Consider the following 15,692-nt stretch of genomic DNA (forward strand, 5'->3'; position numbering starts at 1 on the left):
GCCACTTCGCCGTCTGCCGGTCGGTGGCCGCCGCAGCCTGATCGGCTGCTACGCCGACCTTCTGAAAGGCCGCTTGCCCGGCGTTGCCGGCGTCGTCGAGGACGCGCTTCAGTTCGGCGCCGCCCTCGACGCCGAGGCGGATCGCGATGCTAGTCGCCATCGTCAGCGTTCTCCCGGTAGGCCTTTACGATCACGGGCTCGACCGACGGCAGCACGTCGGCGAGCAGCGGTGTGCCCGCGCCCATCGCATCCGCCATCATCAGGATCGCCCCGTAATCGAGCGCGTAGGGGCCGCCGAACCCGGCCCGGACTTGCCCGCCGCACCGGCGGACCACCGCCCACGCCACCACGCCCTCATCGGTCTCAGGGGCATGGACGGCGTAGGGGCACTCAGGGCAGGCTACGCCGCAGGCCTCGCAGTATTCGGATCCTCCCCCGAAGTGCCATCGGGCGAGTTCGAGGATGCGTTTTTTTCCTCGTCCCGCCGCAGGGCCGGGGTGACGTAGAGCGCATCGAGCGCGTCGTAGGCGGGCCAGTGGTCGAGCAGAGCTTCGATTGTCTCGCCTGTGACGGTGGCGGGCTCACCCTCTGCGGTGCCGACCCCTTCCCACTCGACGATGCCGCGCCGGGCAAGTTCATGCACCAGCGCCATGCCGGCGCGGGTGGCGACGTCGGTCTGATCCTCGTCGCGGTAGACCTTGCCGACCGCTTCGCGGGCGACGAGCATAGACGCGACGGTGATGGGCCTTACCTTGACGCGAACGCCGGGCAGAAGGTCGAGCCAGAAGGGCTCGGCCACGCTGGTCGAGAGCTTGATCATATGTCCTCGGAGGGGTGTCGATGAAGTGGGTTTTGCTCTGGGTGGCAATGGGCTCTGGCGGCTCGCTGACGAGCGGATCCGCTCAGTTCGACACGCCAGAGGCTTGCGCGGCGGCTCAGAAGTTGCACGCCGGGCTTGGGATGAAACTATCCATGACCAGCATCAACATCAGGTCCACCTGTGTCAGCTCTCAGAACGGCGAGCACAAAGATGCGCTCGCCAACTGATCAGTAGGTCGTCACGTTGTTGCGCAGGGTGGCGATGACGGTCTTGCCGGACACGCTGTCCTTGGCCGCCTGCCAGTTGAAGGTCGCCTGCACGCCGTTCGGGCCCGTCACCGGCGTCTTGGCGCGCGGCAGGTAGACGGCGGGCACCTCGAACACGAGCGAGCGGTCGGCATCGGTGACCCAGCCGAAGGTGAGGGCCACGGGGTCGCCCGCGGTCGCCTGGTCGAGCAGGGTGGTGTCGCGGAACCGGGTGGTGATCGACCCGGACATCATCACCATGCCGGGGTCGGCGTCCTCGATCCGGCCGTCGCCGCGGATCGTCTCCACCTTCTCCAGTTGGTTCGAGTAGGTGAAGTCGGCCGAGGTGACGGAGGCGAGCGCCACGCCCGCGCGGGTGACGGCGCCCTGGAACGGCGAGAACCGCTCGATCGACGCCTCGGCCGGCGTGCCGGCGCCGGAGGCGGACAGCTTGTTCTCGCCCTGCGCGATCAGTCCGAGCGTCGCCGTCAGCAGTCCGGAGCGCTGCATCTGCACGCGCATGGTGTTGCCGCGGACGCCGAAGTTCTGGCCGTAGCTTGGCACCTCGGGCAGGCCGATCTCGACGGTGCAAGACGGCAGACTGATCGCTCCCGAAGAGAAAACATGCTCCTGCGCGCCGCCGACCGTCGTCGTGGTGGGCTGGCCCATGAACAGCTTCAGCCAGTTGCCGAAGTTGCGCAGGTCGATCGGGACGACGACGTCGCCGTCGTTGTTGATGACGTCGCGCGAGGGCGGCAGGGCCTCGCGGCCGTAGCCGAGCAGGTCGGACGGGATGAGCCCCTGCTCCTCGCCGAGGTTCGACGAGACGAAGGGCAGCTTCCGGTATCCGGTGCTGGGCGGGGTGCCGTAGGTGGTCTCGAACGAAGCCGCCATGATGGCGTTCGCACCGCGAGCTCGGGCCATGGGTCTCTCTCCTGGCGGGGCGGTTCAGTTCAGGGGGTCGGTCGTGCCGTAGACGGCGACGATGGCGACGACGGCGAGGCGGGAGACCGGCGCACCTTCGGCGGTCAGGGGCTCGGTGCTGGCGGCACCGACCTGCAGGTAGTCGCAGAGGCCGCCGAGGGTCCGGTTGGCTGCGACAGCGGCGCCGATGGCCTGGAGCATGGCGTCGAGGCGGGCCTCGGCCTTGACCGTCTTGGTCGCGTTCGCGGCGACTTCGACGGGCAACTCGTGCTCGTAGATCCACGTCGTCGGGTTCAGCGTCACCTCGGGCTCGCCCGGATCGCCATCGTCGACGTTGACGTAGCCGTTGATCGGGATCGTCTTTTGCTTGACCTCGTTCCGGTAGAAGGTCGCCTTCGGAAGCGCCCCCTTCACCAGATCGGCCACGGCCTCGATCACCTGCTCGCGCTTGCTCGGCATGGGCGCTCGCTCAGTTGCAGATGACGCGGACGGTGACGGGGATGGTGGGCTGCGTCAGGTTCGGGACCGCCGTCTCGAAAGGCCCCGAGTTCAGGAGCAGCGTCCCGCGCGAGCGCTTCGCCAGCACCGTCGCGCCGGAGAGGGTCTGCGCCGTGACGCCGCCGAAGATGACCTGATCGCCAGCCCAGGTCGGGATCACATCGACATCAGCCGGAGACGTGCAGGCCGGCCACGAGTAGGTGACGAACCCCTGCGCGTTCGCATTCGCCGTGTAGCGCTCGACACGCTTGGGCGCGCCGGCCGCCCCCTGCGGACCGGCCGGTCCCGTGTCGCCTTTCAGTCCTGAGGCACCTGGGACGCCTTGAGGGCCAGGATCGCCTTTCGGGCCTGCTTGTCCGACCGCTCCTGTCGCGCCTGCTGGGCCTCGCTCACCAGGTTGTCCTGGCGCTCCGTTGGCTCCTGCGACGCCTTGAACGCCCGCGTCACCCTTTGGTCCCTGTGTTCCGGCATCGCCCTTGTCCCCCTTGGCTCCGGCTGTACCGGGAACACCTGGGACGCCGGGTTCGCCCTGCGGCCCTTGCGCACCTGGGGTGCCGACATTGCCGCGCGGGCCGCGCTCGCCTTGAGCGCCGGGCGCGCCGTCGGCTCCAGGCGGACCGGCGGGCCCCGGCTCACCCTGCTGCCCGGCCGGACCCTGCATGGTCCGCATGCCGTAGCCGACGGGCCGGGCTTCGGCCGCGATCGGCGTGGCGAGCGCGAGGCAAAGCGCGAGGCGGAGAAGCGCGCGCATCAGCCGCCGCCCATGCCGTAGTGCATCTCGGGGGTACAATCGCCGTCCGGCGGCGCCGTCGTCTTGGCGATGATGAAGTCGGGCTTGCTCGTGCCCATCGTGACGTCGGTGCCGGCGAGGTAGAGCACGCCGTTGTCGTCGGTCAGCGCCTCGTCGGCCGTTTTCGCGCCGAGGAGGCGGATGTTGACGTTGCACGGCACCACCACTCGATAGGTCGTGGCATCGGCCGGCCGGCTGATCGAGAACACCTTCGGCGTCGTGCCGAGCGCCTTAAGCCGGATCGGCAGCGAGTGCAGCCGCTGGAACGGCATGGTCGTGACGCGGATGCGGGCCGGGTCTGGGAAGGATACGACCTTCCCGTCCGCGCCGTAGACGGCCACCGGTTGCGTGCCCGAGCCCGACGGTACGCCCGGCGCGATGGAGGGCGGGGTCTCGGCCGCCGCGACGGTCAGGCCGGCGGCCAGGGTGAGGACGGCGAGCACAAGGCGCTGCATTGCGGCTCCTCCCGTTCAGGCTTCCCAGTTCGCGGCGATGGCGCCCGGCACGCGGTCGGCCCAGCGCTTGGCGGTAGTGGCGATGTCGAGCCGCTTGCGCAGCTTCACCTGCTTCACCAGCACGAAGATCACGACGAAGGACCGGCCCCGGTCGGGCCCGGCCTCCTTGATCGCGCGGAAGGATTTACGGCCCTGGTAGCGCGCCGCCTGCCGCCGGTAGAACGCGTCAGCCACCAGCACGCCACCCGATTTGCTCGGGACGAAGCGCAGCTTCACCCCGGTCTCGCGCTCCCAGGAGGCAGGCGACAGCGTGTTGCCGGTCGAGCCCTTGGAGCGGCGCCGGGAGATCTGCCGCACGCCCGCATCTGGTGTCGGGATCGCGAGGTACTTTCGACCCTGCGCGGTGATGGTGACGCCGCGGTCGAAGGCGTCGATGAGCTTCGGGGCATTGCTCGAGACGTAGGCCGCAGCCTCCGCGCTCTCGCCTGTCCGCGGGAAAGTCTGGCCGCGCCAGGTGTTGGCGAGGCGTTGGCCGAGGCCGGACTCGCGCACATCGCTGCGCAGATCCTCCTTCAGTCCCTCTGTAATCTCGCGCATGCCGGCGGTGACCGAGCGTGCGACTTGTTCCTCTGTGCCCTTCAGCGCCGCGCGCGGGTCGGCGGCGGTCGCCTTGAACCTCACGGCTCTTCGTCCTCGTCGGGCTCATCCGGCAGCACGGGCGCCACCTCGCAGGTGCGCACCAGCCGGCGCGTGTCGATCCGAGCGAGGCCGATCACCTGCACCGTCTCGGTGACCTCGCCGTCCTCGTCGAGGAGGTCGATCGCGTCGCCCTCAGCCGGCTCTGCCACCTCGGAGAGGCGCACGTCGATCAGCATGGCGTCGAGGTCGAACTGATTGCCGGCCGCGCCGATGATTGCCTCTGGCGAGCGCCGACGGACGCGCACGGGCAGGCCGGTCTCGGCACCGCCCGAACGCCAGATCGCATCCAGCCCGAGGTTGGGATCCTCGAACTGAGCGTCGACCATGATGGTGAAGGCGTTCACGCCTTGCGCAGCGCCTCGATCAGGTCGGCCTTGGTCTTGGCCGCCTCGATGTCGATGCCGCGCTCCTTCGCCAGGGCTTCCAGCTCGGGCTTGGACTTGGCGTCGAGGCCATCGGCGGGGGCCGTCGGCTCGACGGGTTTGACTGCCCGCTGATTGCCGTCGACGGCGTACCCACCGGTGACAGCTTCCTTCGCGGCCTTGTCGGGCAGGTTGCCGACCCAGCCGCGAGGTGCGGTGATCTTCGTGCCGTTCTCGTCCTTGAAGGAGAAGGCTCGGTTCATGCGAACGTACATGCTGGCGCCCTCCTCAGTTGGTGGTGAGCTTCACGATCAGATCGGGGCGCAGGCAGACCGGCAGCACGTTGGACTCCGTGTGCAGGTCGAGGCCCTTCCCGTGGGGCAGCTCGTCGGTGGAGACGAACACCTTGGTGGAGGGCGGCACGTTCGCGTCCTGGATCGTGTCGGGCGGCGCGATGTAGCGCTTGAAGAACGGCGTCCCGAGCGGGATCGCGATCGCTTCGCTGTCCGCCACAGCCTCGCGGGTGGCGAAGGTGCCGTCCGCCTGACGATAGCGGAAATCCTCGTCGACGCGCTCGATGGTGACGCCAGCGAAGTTGAAGGCGTCGTTGACGTCGTCGCGGGACGGGTTCGGGGTCGGGCCAGCGTAGTACTTCAGCCCGTCCTTCACGCTGGTGTGGCCGACGTACTTGTCGAAGAAGTCGGTCCCCGCCAGGATCCGGACGCCAGTCGCGCCCGTACCACGCAGCGCCTTGCGGATCGCCGACTTCACCACCCGGTTCTTCGCCGCGACGTCCGTCGAGGACGTGCCGAGGGCGAACGGCACCACGGTCTGCGTGATGTCGAAGGTGGTGAAGAGGTTCAGCAGTGTGCGGCCCGAGGCGTCCAGCACGAGGCCGTTCAGCGCTCCCCAATCGAGGTGAGAGTGGGTCGCGTCGTGCTTGGTCCGGATCGCTTCGAGCTTGTTGTTGAACACGTTGCCGAGCGTCTGGAAGACGTAGGCGCTGCCGTAGACCAGCAGGTTCTGCAGGTCGGACGGCGTGATCGCATCGTCGAGCGGGAAGTGCGGGATACCGAACTGCACCTCCTGCAGATCCTCCCGCATGTTCTTGTTGGCAGGGCCGCCGCGCTCGCGCGACGGGATAATGGTGATCTCACCCTCGGTGATGCTGGCCTTGACGTAGGTCGTGTTGATCGGCGTGTCCCGGAAGATGCCGAGCTGCGCGGGCCGGCCGGTCACGTAGGGCGGGATGTTGATGCTCTCGGTGAGCCGGTCGGCGGCGAACGCCGGGGCGCGAAGAAGATCGAGAGGCGTTGCCATAGTTCAAACCCCCATACGGGCGACGACGCCCTTGGCTTCGAGGGCGGCCAGGGCAGCCGCCTGCTGGGTTGCGTTGATGCCGGCGGGCCACTCCAGAGCCTGGAGGACCACCTCGGCGTGGCGGGCGAGGATGACGACGCGCTGATCGGCGGACGTCGCGTCGACGTTCTCGAGGAGCACGGCGGCGGCGTTCTGCGAGCCGTCGCTAGCCGCCGGAGCGAGCGGGACAAGCTTGCTGGATGCCGTGATGCGGCCGAGCACGACGCCCGGGCGCAGGATACCGCTGCCGGTGGCGAGCACGCCCTCGTCGCGGCTGATGCGGTTCCGACCTTCGGTCTTCACGACGTCGGCGTCGGTCTTCCAAGAAAGGGTGACGGGTGCCATCGCTCGAACCTCCTCAGGCCTGCACGCCGTGGCGGCGCTTCATGTCAGCGGTCAGATCGACCGACTTGGCGTCGTCCGCCTTCGGCTTGCCGTCTGCGGGTACGTGGCTGGAGATCGCGGTCTGCTCCTCGGCCGCCACGAGCTTGTCGAAGAGCGCGGCGCGCGCCTGCTCCACGGTCTTGCCATCGGCGAGCATGGTCGCAGCGAGATCTTCGGGGATGTTCGGGTCCTTCCGGCGAGCCAACGCCACGAGGTTCTTGACCTCCCCGGCAGCGCCGATGCGGGTCTTGGCCTCGGCGAGGCTGACGCCCTCGGCCAGCAGGCTTGCGGCCATGGCCGGCACGCCGCCGTCGACACACGCCTTGGCGATAGCGGAGGCGTCAGAGCGCGGAACGCTCGTCGCGGTCGCTCGGCTGACGGCCTCGTCCATCTGCGCCTGGGTGAAGGTGATGGTTGCGGGCTCGCTGCCCGCCTTGTCGTTCGCCATGGGTTTCTCCTGCTGGCGGGGTGAGGCGGCGGGCGCCGCCGCGGTGGAGCGGGCGCGGTTGGTCCACGCACGCCGATCCGACAGGGCGACCAAGCGCTCCGGCGGATGTTCGAAAAGGCGATAGTCGAAGGCCGTCGGCTGGGGCTCGGGATCGGCGCCAGCGGCGCGGGTCAGCACGCGGTCCGCGTAGCCGCCGGAGACCGCCTCTTCGGGCGTCATCCAGATCTCGGCGCGCATGTCGGCACGGACCTCGTCGACGCCCTTGCCGGTCTTCTCGGCGTAGATGCCGGCCATCGCCGTCGCGAGCGCGGTCAGCGCCGTGATCTGCTTCTCGTGGTCGTCGACCGTGCCGAAGGTGAAGCCCGAGGGGTCGTGCACCATCATCAGGGCACCGGGCGACATCACCACGTCGTCGCCGGCCATCGCGATCACGGAGGCGGCCGATGCGGCGATACCCTCGACGACGATGGTCTTGCGACCGCCATGGGCGGCGATGGCGGAGTGGATCGCCGCGCCCTCGGTGGCGATGCCGCCGCCGCTGTTCAGGCGGATGGTGACGTCCTGCCCGCGGCCGACCTGGGCCAGCGCGAGGATGACGTCCGAGGCGGTGAAGCACTCGTCCCAATAGAGATCGCCGACCGTGCCGGAGAGCACGATCTCGGTCCCATTGACCAACACGGTCATGGCGGCTCCTGTCAGGTTTTCGGCACGGGGTCTTCGTCGGGCGGCTCAGCCGGCGCGGGGTCCACCGCGCTGCGCCCGTCGCTGGTGTAGGCAAGGCCGAGATCGTCGGCGCGCTGGTTGTCGGCCGCGTTCTCGGCGTCGATCTCCTCGGCGTCGTAGCCGCCCTCGGCGACCTTGCGGCTGCGCGAGGACAGACCCGCCTGGATCTCCTTCGTCTTGCTCTCGACGTCCTGCACGGGGTGGATGTACGGCCACGCCTGCGGGATCCAGTTCACCGCGTAGACGTCCTCGCGGCGCATGCCCTCGGGCAGCTTCAGCGCCCCGGAAAGCAGGGCGAGGTCGACCCAGCGGCGCCAGACAGGCCGGCACAGCTGATAGACGACGAGGTGATGCTGCCACATCTCCACCGAGCGCCGGAACGAGTTCAGCGCTGCGCGCAGGGTCCGGTCGTTCAACTGACCGTAGTCGCCGCTCAGCTCCTCGTAGAGCAGGCCCGCGGCCACCGCGACGCCGCGGAGCGCGGTGCGCAGGTAGGCGTCAAAGTTCGGCCCGCTGTCCGGCGGCTCGGCGAAGGTAACGTCCTCGTTGTCGGCCAGCACCTGCAGCGTGCCGGGCTCAAGATCCAGCGGCGCTGCGCCATCGTCATCCGGGGCGTCGGTGCCGAGCGGGCCACCGCCGATCGCGCCTTCGGTCCCATCGTCGAGGACGCGCTTGATGAAGCCGACGAAGCGGGCGGCGTTCTTCTTCCGGACAAGCTCGGCGTCGAGGTAGCCGTCCAGGTCGTAGAGAGTGCGCAGGGCCCGGGCGAGCCAGGGCTCCCCGCGGTCCTGCCCGGGCCGCATCGCCCGGTAGAGGTGGCAGACGTCGGCCGCCGGGACGAGGGTCGTGTCGAAGCTGTCGGCGTTGAACGCACCATCGCCGGGGTGCTCCCGGTAGAGGTGATACCCGATGCGGCGCCCGATCGCGTCGTACTGGATGCCCTGCCGGATCCGGTTCGCGGGCTCGGTCTTGAGGTGCGGGCAGTGGTCGCCCTCGATCGCCTGAAGCTGCAGCGGCACCGTGAGGCCGTCGGAGGCGCGCCGGGTGCGCAGGCGGACGAAGGTCTCGCCGCCCTCGATCATGCCGCGGGCAGCGATCGCCTGCATACCGTAAAAGTCGTGCGCGCCGGTTGAGTCGGCCTCGTCCGTCCAGGCCAGCCACAGGCGCTGGATCTCAGCGCGGAACGCCGCGTCCTCGCGCTTGATCCGCCGCGCCTCCTCCTCGTCGAGGCCGTCGGTCGGGCGTTTGGCAATGGAGCGCGGGGTGATGCCGGTGCCGATGATGTTCGAGACGAGCTTGTCGACGGCGGCGCCGGCATAGGGGTTCTTGCGGGCCTGATCGCGCGACTTCCGGCGCAGCTCGTCGAGCGCGTAGGTGATCGCCGAGTTCGGCCCCCAGCTACCGACGCGCCACGACCGCGAACGCCGACCGACACCACCCGCGACGTCGTAGGGGCCAGCATCGGCCAAGGTGCCGCTGCCCTCGCCCGACAGGCTCATCGCCAGAGGAGCCGGGGCGGCACCGCCCTTCAGGGTGACGCTGACGTTGCGGTAGCCGCCGCCGTAGCCGGGCACACTCACCACCCGCTGCGGCCCGTCATCACGACCTGCCGGGTGCGGCGACGGACGACACCGCCACCCACCTGCGCGTCGAGGGCGTTGATCTGCTGGTTCAGGTCGCCGAGTGCGAGCCGCATCTCGGCATAGCTCCGGTACGTCACGCGGCCAGTGCCGTCGGCGCCCTCGACCGTGAGGATGCCGGACGCCATGGCGTCGCGAAGCTTCGAGGCTTGGGTGCGGAGCCGCGCGAGATCGCGGGCAGGATCGTCCGCCATGCTCTACCTCGTTCGGCTGCGGACCCGGCTGCGCGGGGCCATGCGTTTCAGGTTGCGGTCGGCCAGCGAGCCTGCGGCTACGGCCGGGGTCGCGATGTCAGCCGCCGGTGCGATCGTGGTCCGCTGGATGCCGAGGGCATCCTCCAGGCCGCGCCAGTGCGTCTCGCGCCAGCGGTCCCACCCGCGCATGGCGGCGAGCCCGCGGGCGTAGTTCGCGCAGTCCAGCCACTCGTTGCGGCGTCCGCCGATCGGCACCCATTCCCGCCGGGTCCGACCGCGGCTGACGCTGACCACCAGTTCCTCGGCGGTCAGCTGCCGGACGCCGTCCTCTGGGATATCCCGCGGGAGGTGGACGAAGCCGGCCGGGAACGGTGCGTCGCCCGAGGGGCGCTGCAGGCCGAGGCAGCCCATCAGCTCCTGTTTGGCGAAAGAGGCGCCGACCCGGACCGTCTTCAGTCCACGCCGGAGCTTCTTGCCCTTGGCTGTCGAGTCCTTGTTGCCGAGGCCGAGGAAGGCGCCGGAATAGCTGTCCTGGCCGTCGATCGCGTGGACATTGCCGCGCCCGGCCTGAGACCGGACGAAAGCGTAGACCTCTGCGGTGAAGGCGCTGGAGTCGATGCCCCAATCCCGCACCATCATCTCGGAGCCGCTGGCGTGTTCCCAGGTCTCGCTGAACATGGCCTCAAGCTCGGCCCAGACTTCGGACCGGCTCGTGTCGCCCGTCAGCACCCGGTGCTCGATCAGCCAGCGCTCGCGGTTGCGGCCGAAGCCCCAGACCGTGACCTCAAGGCGGTCCTTCTGCACGTCCGCGCCTGCGAACAGGATCAGCGCGCCGGACGGGACCGTGCCCGTCAGGTAGTCGTCGCGCCGTGAGTAGACGTCCTGCCACTCTGGGGCGTCGGCGCCTTCTTTCCACGTCCTGGCGAGCTGCGTGTTGAAGAAGGTCCGCAACGCCTCCGGTCCCCGTCGCAGCGCTCGCGCGAACTTCGCGACCGTCTCCTTGATGGTCTGCTTCGGCGCGTAGAGCTTGGAGGCCTGCCCGCCCGCGTGGTCGTTCGGGACAGCCTCGCAACCGCAGGATCGGCAGAGGGCCCGCCGCACCCCGTGCGCTTCGGGCGCCCATTGCTCGGGCACTTGGTTCTCGCCGCAGCAGGTGAACGAGGCGGTCTGGCGCCACTCGATCTTTCGGAGCGCGACGAGGCGCTGCGCCTCGGTCCAGGGCTGCTCGCAGCTGACGCACTCGTACCGCGCTGAGGCGGCGATGATCTTGCCGCCCTCGTCCTTGTCGAAGCGGACCTGCTCCCACTCCATCGACTGCCAAGCCGCACAGTGCGGGCAGCAGACGTAGGGTTTGCGCTGGTCGCTCTCGTCGTAGCTCGCCTCGATGGCCGAGCGGCCGGCGATCGTCGGGGAGCAGGCCACCACCGTCAGGCTGTTGGCCTTGAACTCGGCCTGCCGCTCCTCGGCGAGGTCGATCGGTGAGCCCTCACCACCGGCCGAGAGCGGGTATTTGTCGATCTCGTCGCAGACCAGCAGCCGGATCGGCCGCATGGCGAGGTTGGTCGGGCTGTTGGCGCCCACGAGGGTGATGTGGCCGCCGGGGAATTGCTTGTGCGTCAGGGTCGCGCCCGAGTCCCGCGACTTGGCGTCCCCGAATAGATCCCGCAGCACCCGCGTGTCGCGGATCATCGGGGCGAGACGGTCCTTCGAGAAGGTCTCGGCCGCGTCGTCCTTCGGGAACACGCCGAGGATCGGGCACGGCTCGACGTGGATGAAGCGGCCCGCGATGTTCTCGATGCAGGTGGTCTTGAGCAACTGCGTGCAGGCCATCAGCGTGATCTTGCTGACGCCCGGCTCGGTCGCCCACAGCATCGGCCCGCGCGCCACTTCGACACGCGAGGCGATGAACCGGCCGCCGTTCGAACTCTCCTTGCTCAGCCGGCGATACCGCTCCGCCCACTGCACCACGTCCAGATCCGGAGGCGGGGTCAGCCCGCGTCGCCACGCGCTGCGCAGGCTCGCGGTGTCAGCCGAACTCGCCGGCGGAGGGCTCACCGAGTTCGGTGAGGTGCTTTTTGACATAGGCGGTCAGGACCGGCGTCAGCTGCCTCGGTTCGATCTTGAGCTCGTCGGCCATCTCGATCGCGACCCGGGCCGGCCACGCCAGCCAGGCATCTCGGAGTGCCCGGCCTTCCTCGAAGAACGCTGCTTCGGCCGCGGGCCGATCAACGAGCTTGCTGCCGTCCCGCTCGACGATCTGCTTCCGGTGGAGGCCGAGCCAGTTTTCCTTGCGCCGGACCGCAATGGCGGTCGGCAGGTTCGGGTCGTCGGGGTCGAAGGCATCTTCCTGGCCGCCGTCGCCATCGAGAGGCGCCGGGCGCGGCTGTGGCTCGGGAGCGGGCTTCGGTGTCGGCTTCGGCGCAGCCTCAGCATGGGAGGCGTTGTTACCGTCCTTGGCCCTCACCGGGCGATGGGTAACGCCACCCCGATAGGTGGTCGGCCGCTGGTCGAGGTTCCACTCAGTGCGCTCTACGTCCACGCGGCCGGCGCCGTCGAGAACGAGTAAGCCCTTCTGCTTCCAGGTGGTTACGGCCTTGCGCGAGACGCCGCGATGACGGGCGAACTCGGCTTGGCTGAGGAATTTTGCCCCGGTCGTCTCTGCCATGGGCGCTGTTACCCGTCACCGCGTTACCGGGTTCCACGACCCTGGCGCTAGGAAAGCTGGGGGCCCCGACCACCCGTATAGGTTTGGGGATGCCAGGGTCCCCGGGCTGCAGGGCAGCGATCGCGCAGTAGCAGGTTTTTCCCTGCCGCCCCCTGGGATGCGTTACGGTGCATCTCAGCCCGCCAAAGCTGTCGAGCGACAAGGAGGGCACACCATGCGATTTGAATGCGACTCAGAGGGCGCGTGGATTGTGGATCCGGCATCCCTCGCCAGTAAGCTCGGAGTGACCGCGGCCCACCTTCAGAGCCAGGAGCGTCGCGGGATGGTTGGCAGCCGTGTCGAGATCGGCAGCGGCTCCGATGAAGGCCGCGCTCGTGTGACGGTTACGACCGAATATTCCGGCTGGCAGGGGCTTTTCGATGCAGACGGCGCTCTCATAGGCGAGCGCTTTTTCGAACCTGCAGGCACTGATGTTGCCGCGTCGACCGGGCTGCGCGGCAGACATTAGGCCGCTGATAGGACAACCTCAGTCTCCTCCGCCCGAGGATCCGCCATCGCTGCTGGACGAGCAGGACGACCCACTGTCGGAGTAGGACGACGAGGTGGTGCAGCTATCGGAGGGCGAGGGGGCCGACACACCGTAGCTCGGCGCGATTGAGGAGACCGAGTTCAGCACCATGCTTAAGGGCGAAGCTGGGTTCACCTGGCTGTCGTTCGCTGCCGACCGGGGCGAGCCAGAGGCATCGAGGAGCCGGGCGCGGCGCAGGCGGTTCTCATGCTCTTCTCGGCGCCGACGCTCTTCCTCGCGACGCTTGCAGCCGAAAATGTCGAACATGCTAGCCCTTCCTAGCGGTGCTATGCCCTACCTGGCTTCGCACCATGCAGATCTGTCCGGATCTCAAGCAACTTGCCCGGCCAGCCTATGCCTGCCACTTGATGGTCTCGACTGGCGGCGAGGAAAAATGAATGGCTTGGTCGGTCGAGATACTGAACGAGCAGACAGAAGATATCGAATATTACATTGCCGTCGGCGGCGAACGCGAAGCGCGAACATACGCCAATGAACAGAAGTCGTTGGGACGGAGCATCCTCGCGATAAAAGATCACGCAGGCAATCTAGTGTTGGACAGATATTACCTTCTGCCAGCTGACCGCCGCCCTGTGGTCGAACGCGCCTACCCCAGGAAAAGATAGGGTTGAGCTTGCTTGCGATCCCAGGGGCATAGTGCCGAACGGAATCACAGGCCGCAGAGGTGGGTGCGACCGGTTGGTATCCACTCGTCGTTGCGATCGGCGCCCATGCCCTAAGGGGCGCATGAAAAAGCCCCGCAGCGGGCCATCCGCTCGGGGCGCATCTTTCCAATCGTGAGAAGCGGCAGGGCCTATGGTGGCCTCACGTCCGTTCTCGCGCAGCCACCGAGCTATTCCGCTTCGTTCGTGGGGACGCAGCTAGAACGATAGAAGCTCACTATCAGAAGTCAATGCCTCGATAGGCTGCATGACATCGCTCAACAAGCGGCTTTCAGCCAGCGCTCCATGTGCATACGGGTCCTTTCGGCAGCATTGTGCTGGGGTGGGTCCCATGTCCGGCGAGGCCGGGCTTCATTAGGAGGAGGAAAGCTCCGCAAGATCAGGGGGTACCTTCGTCGTCTCGCCTGTGAGCGCCGCTTTCACGATCGCCGAGAGCGTTTCGGAGTCGATGCGCATGTATAGATTATCGACATTCCCGTAGTCGAATTTCATCCAGACGGACACTCCGCCATCGGCCTTTACGGCCGTCACCTCCTTGATTTGGCGCCTCCCCCCATTGTCCCCAATGCGGACGTACATCGTCGCCTCTCTCCCCTGGATTGCCCCGCCGCCTCATTCTGACGGCAGGGTACTCCCAGTGCTATCAGGTCATCACACCGCCTGCTGCTCAATCCGCGCGCCTTTGTCCAAGACCGTATCCCTTGGCCATCGCGGATCTTTGGGCCGAGTAGTTCGGCGCCGTCGTCGGATAGTCGGAGGGGAGGCCATAGCGGGCTCGGTAGCTATCGGCATCAAGCCCGTGTCGGCGGAGATGCCGCTTTAGGGTCTTGTAGGACTTGCCGTCGATGAACGAGATCAAACCCTCGGGCGTAATAGATTTGCGGATCTGGGCAACCGTCGGCTTCTCGATATCAAGGTCGGCCACATCAAGTGCAGCCGGTGTACGGCTGAGCCCAGCAAAGGCAGCATGGACACTTACGATGAGGCCGGGCAGTTCCCTAGCCGGAAGTACGTTCTTGCTGACATAGGCGGAAACTATATCTGCAGAGAGAGCGATAGGATTGCAATCTGACGCTGCGCCGGACGTGTCGCCTGACATATGGTAAGCATCCTTTCACTGATTCGCTGAGTGAGCGCAGATAAGTAGCAAAACAATATAAGAATGTCGCGTCAGTTGTGCGCAATTCATTTAGCAATACATTGGATGCCCACTTCTGAACGCTCTCAGTCGGGCGGATCAGAACGTGAAAGGTCCCGATCTGCCCGCGGCGTCAGAGGGTGATCTCGCGTTCGCGTAGCAGGATGCAGCGGCGTGGGTCGACTGAGACGAAGGCAACCATGCAGTCAGTCCGCATGGCGCCCGCGGGATGATGGGCGCCGAGTAGAACTTCATTGCTCCAGCCGAAATTCGCGGCGTGCTCGCCCCGATAGGCGTCACGCGGCCCTGTGCACATCTTCGATTGGGAGCCGGTAGTCGAAGGGCGCGCCCATCACCTCGAGCGATATGACCCCGACGGCACCGCCCTCCGCCGTGCCGACGAACTTGCCGACGAACCCGCTGAACAGACCCGAGCCGGCCCGCACTTCCTCGCCCACCTGCATGCCAGCCAGCGGCGTGAGGTTCGTGCGCCCGGCCAGTTCATCCTCGCCCCACTGCCTGAGCCAGCGCAGACCGGCCGAGTTCATGGCGAGGGGGCCGCGGTTGGCCGATCCGAGGATGCCGGTCAATCCGTGCATGTTCCGGCCATCGATGCCTCGCTCGCGCAGCGCCGCCAGCGTCTGGTCGCAGAGGCCGCCCAGCACGCCGAGGAACAGGTAAGAGCGCATGGCCGGCCGCTGCTGCTCGCGCCGGGGTACGCGCAGGTTCGAGCGCACCGAGCGCCGCCACAGGTACTCGCAGGGCACGTAGGGGACGAAGGGCGTCTCTTCCGCTCTGGCACCGCGGAGCATGGCTCGCCGGATGCTGGCCGCCGCCGATAGCTCCCGGCTCGGCGCCGTCGTGCAGATGTACCAGCGCACGGCCGAGGCGTGGAGGTTCGGGGTCTTGTTCCGGCGCTCGGCCGGGATCGGCTCGTCCTTCGCAATGATGGAGTTGTGCTGCGGGGTGACGCGGGCTTGGAAGCGCTGCCCATGCAGTTTGGCGCCCATGGCGGCTGTTCCTCAGTACGCTACGAGAGGAATTTGAAGGCGGTCGGCGCCGGTCCGAATGGGACGTTGACGCCGCCCGTAATGGCA

23 protein-coding genes are annotated in these 15,692 nt (G+C 67.7%); 4 read left to right on the top strand and 19 right to left on the bottom strand.

What is annotated here, in order from left to right; genetic code table 11:
- Window positions 1-149: 149 nt before the first annotated feature.
- Together MSPGM_RS17730 and MSPGM_RS17735 are read right to left on the bottom strand one after the other, a co-directional pair.
- Window positions 150-347: a DUF1799 domain-containing protein gene (locus MSPGM_RS17730; protein ID WP_261925750.1), complete on the bottom strand. Its 198-nt coding sequence runs from the start codon at window positions 345-347 to the stop codon at window positions 150-152.
- Window positions 348-400: 53 nt separating this feature from the next.
- Window positions 401-820, bottom strand: coding sequence for a hypothetical protein (locus MSPGM_RS17735; RefSeq protein ID WP_261925751.1), 420 nt, complete (start codon window positions 818-820; stop codon window positions 401-403).
- Window positions 821-840: 20 nt separating this feature from the next.
- On the opposite strand from MSPGM_RS17735, the gene MSPGM_RS17740 reads away from it, so the two are divergent.
- The gene (locus tag MSPGM_RS17740; protein WP_261925752.1) at window positions 841-1,047 is read left to right on the top strand and encodes a hypothetical protein; all 207 of its coding nucleotides are present in this window, start codon (window positions 841-843) and stop codon (window positions 1,045-1,047) included.
- Here MSPGM_RS17740 and MSPGM_RS17745 read toward each other — a convergent pair whose 3' ends face one another.
- The 3 genes from MSPGM_RS17745 to MSPGM_RS17755 are packed head-to-tail and all read right to left on the bottom strand — an operon-like array spanning window position 1,048 to window position 2,647.
- Window positions 1,048-1,989: a phage tail tube protein gene (locus tag MSPGM_RS17745; RefSeq protein ID WP_261925753.1), complete on the bottom strand. Its 942-nt coding sequence runs from the start codon at window positions 1,987-1,989 to the stop codon at window positions 1,048-1,050.
- Window positions 1,990-2,013: 24 nt separating this feature from the next.
- Window positions 2,014-2,448, bottom strand: a complete 435-nt coding sequence (locus MSPGM_RS17750; RefSeq protein ID WP_261925754.1) for a hypothetical protein — start codon at window positions 2,446-2,448, stop codon at window positions 2,014-2,016.
- A gap of 10 nt (window positions 2,449-2,458) precedes the next feature.
- The gene (locus MSPGM_RS17755) at window positions 2,459-2,647 is read right to left on the bottom strand and encodes a hypothetical protein (protein ID WP_261925755.1); all 189 of its coding nucleotides are present in this window, start codon (window positions 2,645-2,647) and stop codon (window positions 2,459-2,461) included.
- 270 nt (window positions 2,648-2,917) lie between these two features.
- Here MSPGM_RS17755 and MSPGM_RS17760 point away from each other — a divergent pair, with 270 nt between their 5' ends.
- A complete protein-coding gene (locus MSPGM_RS17760; protein ID WP_261925756.1) occupies window positions 2,918-3,259 on the top strand; it encodes a hypothetical protein in 342 nt (113 codons plus the stop codon).
- Here MSPGM_RS17760 and MSPGM_RS17765 read toward each other — a convergent pair.
- The 11 genes from MSPGM_RS17765 to MSPGM_RS17815 all read right to left on the bottom strand — a co-directional run bounded on the left by MSPGM_RS17765 (window position 3,238) and on the right by MSPGM_RS17815 (window position 12,206).
- Entirely contained in the window at window positions 3,238-3,732 is a 495-nt protein-coding gene (locus MSPGM_RS17765) for a hypothetical protein (protein ID WP_261925757.1), read from the bottom strand. The genes MSPGM_RS17760 and MSPGM_RS17765 overlap by 22 nt on opposite strands.
- Window positions 3,733-3,747: 15 nt before the next feature.
- Complete coding sequence (locus MSPGM_RS17770; protein ID WP_261925758.1) at window positions 3,748-4,413, bottom strand: DUF6441 family protein; 666 nt, start codon at window positions 4,411-4,413, stop codon at window positions 3,748-3,750.
- Window positions 4,410-4,775 carry a hypothetical protein gene (locus MSPGM_RS17775; protein WP_261925759.1) on the bottom strand — a complete coding sequence of 122 codons (366 nt, stop codon included), beginning with the start codon at window positions 4,773-4,775 and terminating at the stop codon, window positions 4,410-4,412. The genes MSPGM_RS17770 and MSPGM_RS17775 overlap by 4 nt, the downstream gene beginning before the upstream one ends.
- Window positions 4,772-5,068, bottom strand: coding sequence for a Rho termination factor N-terminal domain-containing protein (locus tag MSPGM_RS17780; RefSeq protein ID WP_261925760.1), 297 nt, complete (start codon window positions 5,066-5,068; stop codon window positions 4,772-4,774). Before MSPGM_RS17780 ends, MSPGM_RS17775 begins: the two co-directional genes overlap by 4 nt.
- Window positions 5,069-5,081: 13 nt before the next feature.
- Window positions 5,082-6,113 (bottom strand): major capsid protein, encoded by a 1,032-nt coding sequence (locus tag MSPGM_RS17785; protein WP_261925761.1) that lies wholly within the window; start codon window positions 6,111-6,113, stop codon window positions 5,082-5,084.
- 3 nt (window positions 6,114-6,116) lie between these two features.
- A complete protein-coding gene (locus tag MSPGM_RS17790; RefSeq protein ID WP_261925762.1) occupies window positions 6,117-6,497 on the bottom strand; it encodes a head decoration protein in 381 nt (126 codons plus the stop codon).
- A gap of 13 nt (window positions 6,498-6,510) precedes the next feature.
- The gene (locus MSPGM_RS17795; protein WP_261925763.1) at window positions 6,511-7,668 is read right to left on the bottom strand and encodes a head maturation protease, ClpP-related; all 1,158 of its coding nucleotides are present in this window, start codon (window positions 7,666-7,668) and stop codon (window positions 6,511-6,513) included.
- 11 nt (window positions 7,669-7,679) lie between these two features.
- Window positions 7,680-9,206 (bottom strand): phage portal protein, encoded by a 1,527-nt coding sequence (locus tag MSPGM_RS17800; protein WP_261926408.1) that lies wholly within the window; start codon window positions 9,204-9,206, stop codon window positions 7,680-7,682.
- A gap of 77 nt (window positions 9,207-9,283) precedes the next feature.
- Window positions 9,284-9,541, bottom strand: a complete 258-nt coding sequence (locus MSPGM_RS17805) for a phage head-tail joining protein (RefSeq protein ID WP_261925764.1) — start codon at window positions 9,539-9,541, stop codon at window positions 9,284-9,286.
- Window positions 9,542-9,544: 3 nt separating this feature from the next.
- Window positions 9,545-11,596: a phage terminase large subunit family protein gene (locus MSPGM_RS17810; RefSeq protein WP_261925765.1), complete on the bottom strand. Its 2,052-nt coding sequence runs from the start codon at window positions 11,594-11,596 to the stop codon at window positions 9,545-9,547.
- On the bottom strand, window positions 11,568-12,206 hold the full coding sequence (locus MSPGM_RS17815) for a hypothetical protein (RefSeq protein ID WP_261925766.1): 639 nt from the start codon (window positions 12,204-12,206) through the stop codon (window positions 11,568-11,570). Before MSPGM_RS17815 ends, MSPGM_RS17810 begins: the two co-directional genes overlap by 29 nt.
- Before the next feature lie 214 nt (window positions 12,207-12,420).
- On the opposite strand from MSPGM_RS17815, the gene MSPGM_RS17820 reads away from it, so the two are divergent.
- Entirely contained in the window at window positions 12,421-12,714 is a 294-nt protein-coding gene (locus MSPGM_RS17820) for a DUF6522 family protein (protein ID WP_261925767.1), read from the top strand.
- 458 nt (window positions 12,715-13,172) lie between these two features.
- Window positions 13,173-13,400: a hypothetical protein gene (locus tag MSPGM_RS17825; RefSeq protein ID WP_261925768.1), complete on the top strand. Its 228-nt coding sequence runs from the start codon at window positions 13,173-13,175 to the stop codon at window positions 13,398-13,400.
- 411 nt (window positions 13,401-13,811) lie between these two features.
- Here MSPGM_RS17825 and MSPGM_RS17830 read toward each other — a convergent pair whose 3' ends face one another.
- From MSPGM_RS17830 to MSPGM_RS17840, 3 genes are all read right to left on the bottom strand, one after another.
- Window positions 13,812-14,036: a hypothetical protein gene (locus MSPGM_RS17830; RefSeq protein ID WP_261925769.1), complete on the bottom strand. Its 225-nt coding sequence runs from the start codon at window positions 14,034-14,036 to the stop codon at window positions 13,812-13,814.
- A gap of 88 nt (window positions 14,037-14,124) precedes the next feature.
- Window positions 14,125-14,556, bottom strand: a complete 432-nt coding sequence (locus MSPGM_RS17835) for a MucR family transcriptional regulator (protein ID WP_261925770.1) — start codon at window positions 14,554-14,556, stop codon at window positions 14,125-14,127.
- A 335-nt stretch (window positions 14,557-14,891) separates the two neighbouring features.
- Entirely contained in the window at window positions 14,892-15,605 is a 714-nt protein-coding gene (locus MSPGM_RS17840) for a transcription termination/antitermination protein NusG (protein WP_261925771.1), read from the bottom strand.
- Between the last annotated feature and the right edge of the window lie 87 nt (window positions 15,606-15,692).

This window comes from Methylorubrum sp. GM97, assembly GCF_024347855.1.
Classification (GTDB): domain Bacteria; phylum Pseudomonadota; class Alphaproteobacteria; order Rhizobiales; family Beijerinckiaceae; genus Methylobacterium; species Methylobacterium extorquens.

Coding starts and splice junctions, on each gene's coding strand:
- MSPGM_RS17735 (WP_261925751.1), bottom strand. CDS start 820: ATGATCAAGCTCTCGACCAGCGTGGCCGAGCCCTTCTGGCTCGACCTT.
- MSPGM_RS17740 (WP_261925752.1), top strand. CDS start 841: ATGAAGTGGGTTTTGCTCTGGGTGGCAATGGGCTCTGGCGGCTCGCTG.
- MSPGM_RS17745 (WP_261925753.1), bottom strand. CDS start 1,989: ATGGCCCGAGCTCGCGGTGCGAACGCCATCATGGCGGCTTCGTTCGAG.
- MSPGM_RS17750 (WP_261925754.1), bottom strand. CDS start 2,448: ATGCCGAGCAAGCGCGAGCAGGTGATCGAGGCCGTGGCCGATCTGGTG.
- MSPGM_RS17765 (WP_261925757.1), bottom strand. CDS start 3,732: ATGCAGCGCCTTGTGCTCGCCGTCCTCACCCTGGCCGCCGGCCTGACC.
- MSPGM_RS17780 (WP_261925760.1), bottom strand. CDS start 5,068: ATGTACGTTCGCATGAACCGAGCCTTCTCCTTCAAGGACGAGAACGGC.
- MSPGM_RS17785 (WP_261925761.1), bottom strand. CDS start 6,113: ATGGCAACGCCTCTCGATCTTCTTCGCGCCCCGGCGTTCGCCGCCGAC.
- MSPGM_RS17790 (WP_261925762.1), bottom strand. CDS start 6,497: ATGGCACCCGTCACCCTTTCTTGGAAGACCGACGCCGACGTCGTGAAG.
- MSPGM_RS17795 (WP_261925763.1), bottom strand. CDS start 7,668: ATGACCGTGTTGGTCAATGGGACCGAGATCGTGCTCTCCGGCACGGTC.
- MSPGM_RS17800 (WP_261926408.1), bottom strand. CDS start 9,206: ATGAGCCTGTCGGGCGAGGGCAGCGGCACCTTGGCCGATGCTGGCCCC.
- MSPGM_RS17805 (WP_261925764.1), bottom strand. CDS start 9,541: ATGGCGGACGATCCTGCCCGCGATCTCGCGCGGCTCCGCACCCAAGCC.
- MSPGM_RS17815 (WP_261925766.1), bottom strand. CDS start 12,206: ATGGCAGAGACGACCGGGGCAAAATTCCTCAGCCAAGCCGAGTTCGCC.
- MSPGM_RS17820 (WP_261925767.1), top strand. CDS start 12,421: ATGCGATTTGAATGCGACTCAGAGGGCGCGTGGATTGTGGATCCGGCA.
- MSPGM_RS17825 (WP_261925768.1), top strand. CDS start 13,173: ATGGCTTGGTCGGTCGAGATACTGAACGAGCAGACAGAAGATATCGAA.
- MSPGM_RS17830 (WP_261925769.1), bottom strand. CDS start 14,036: ATGTACGTCCGCATTGGGGACAATGGGGGGAGGCGCCAAATCAAGGAG.
- MSPGM_RS17835 (WP_261925770.1), bottom strand. CDS start 14,556: ATGTCAGGCGACACGTCCGGCGCAGCGTCAGATTGCAATCCTATCGCT.
- MSPGM_RS17840 (WP_261925771.1), bottom strand. CDS start 15,605: ATGGGCGCCAAACTGCATGGGCAGCGCTTCCAAGCCCGCGTCACCCCG.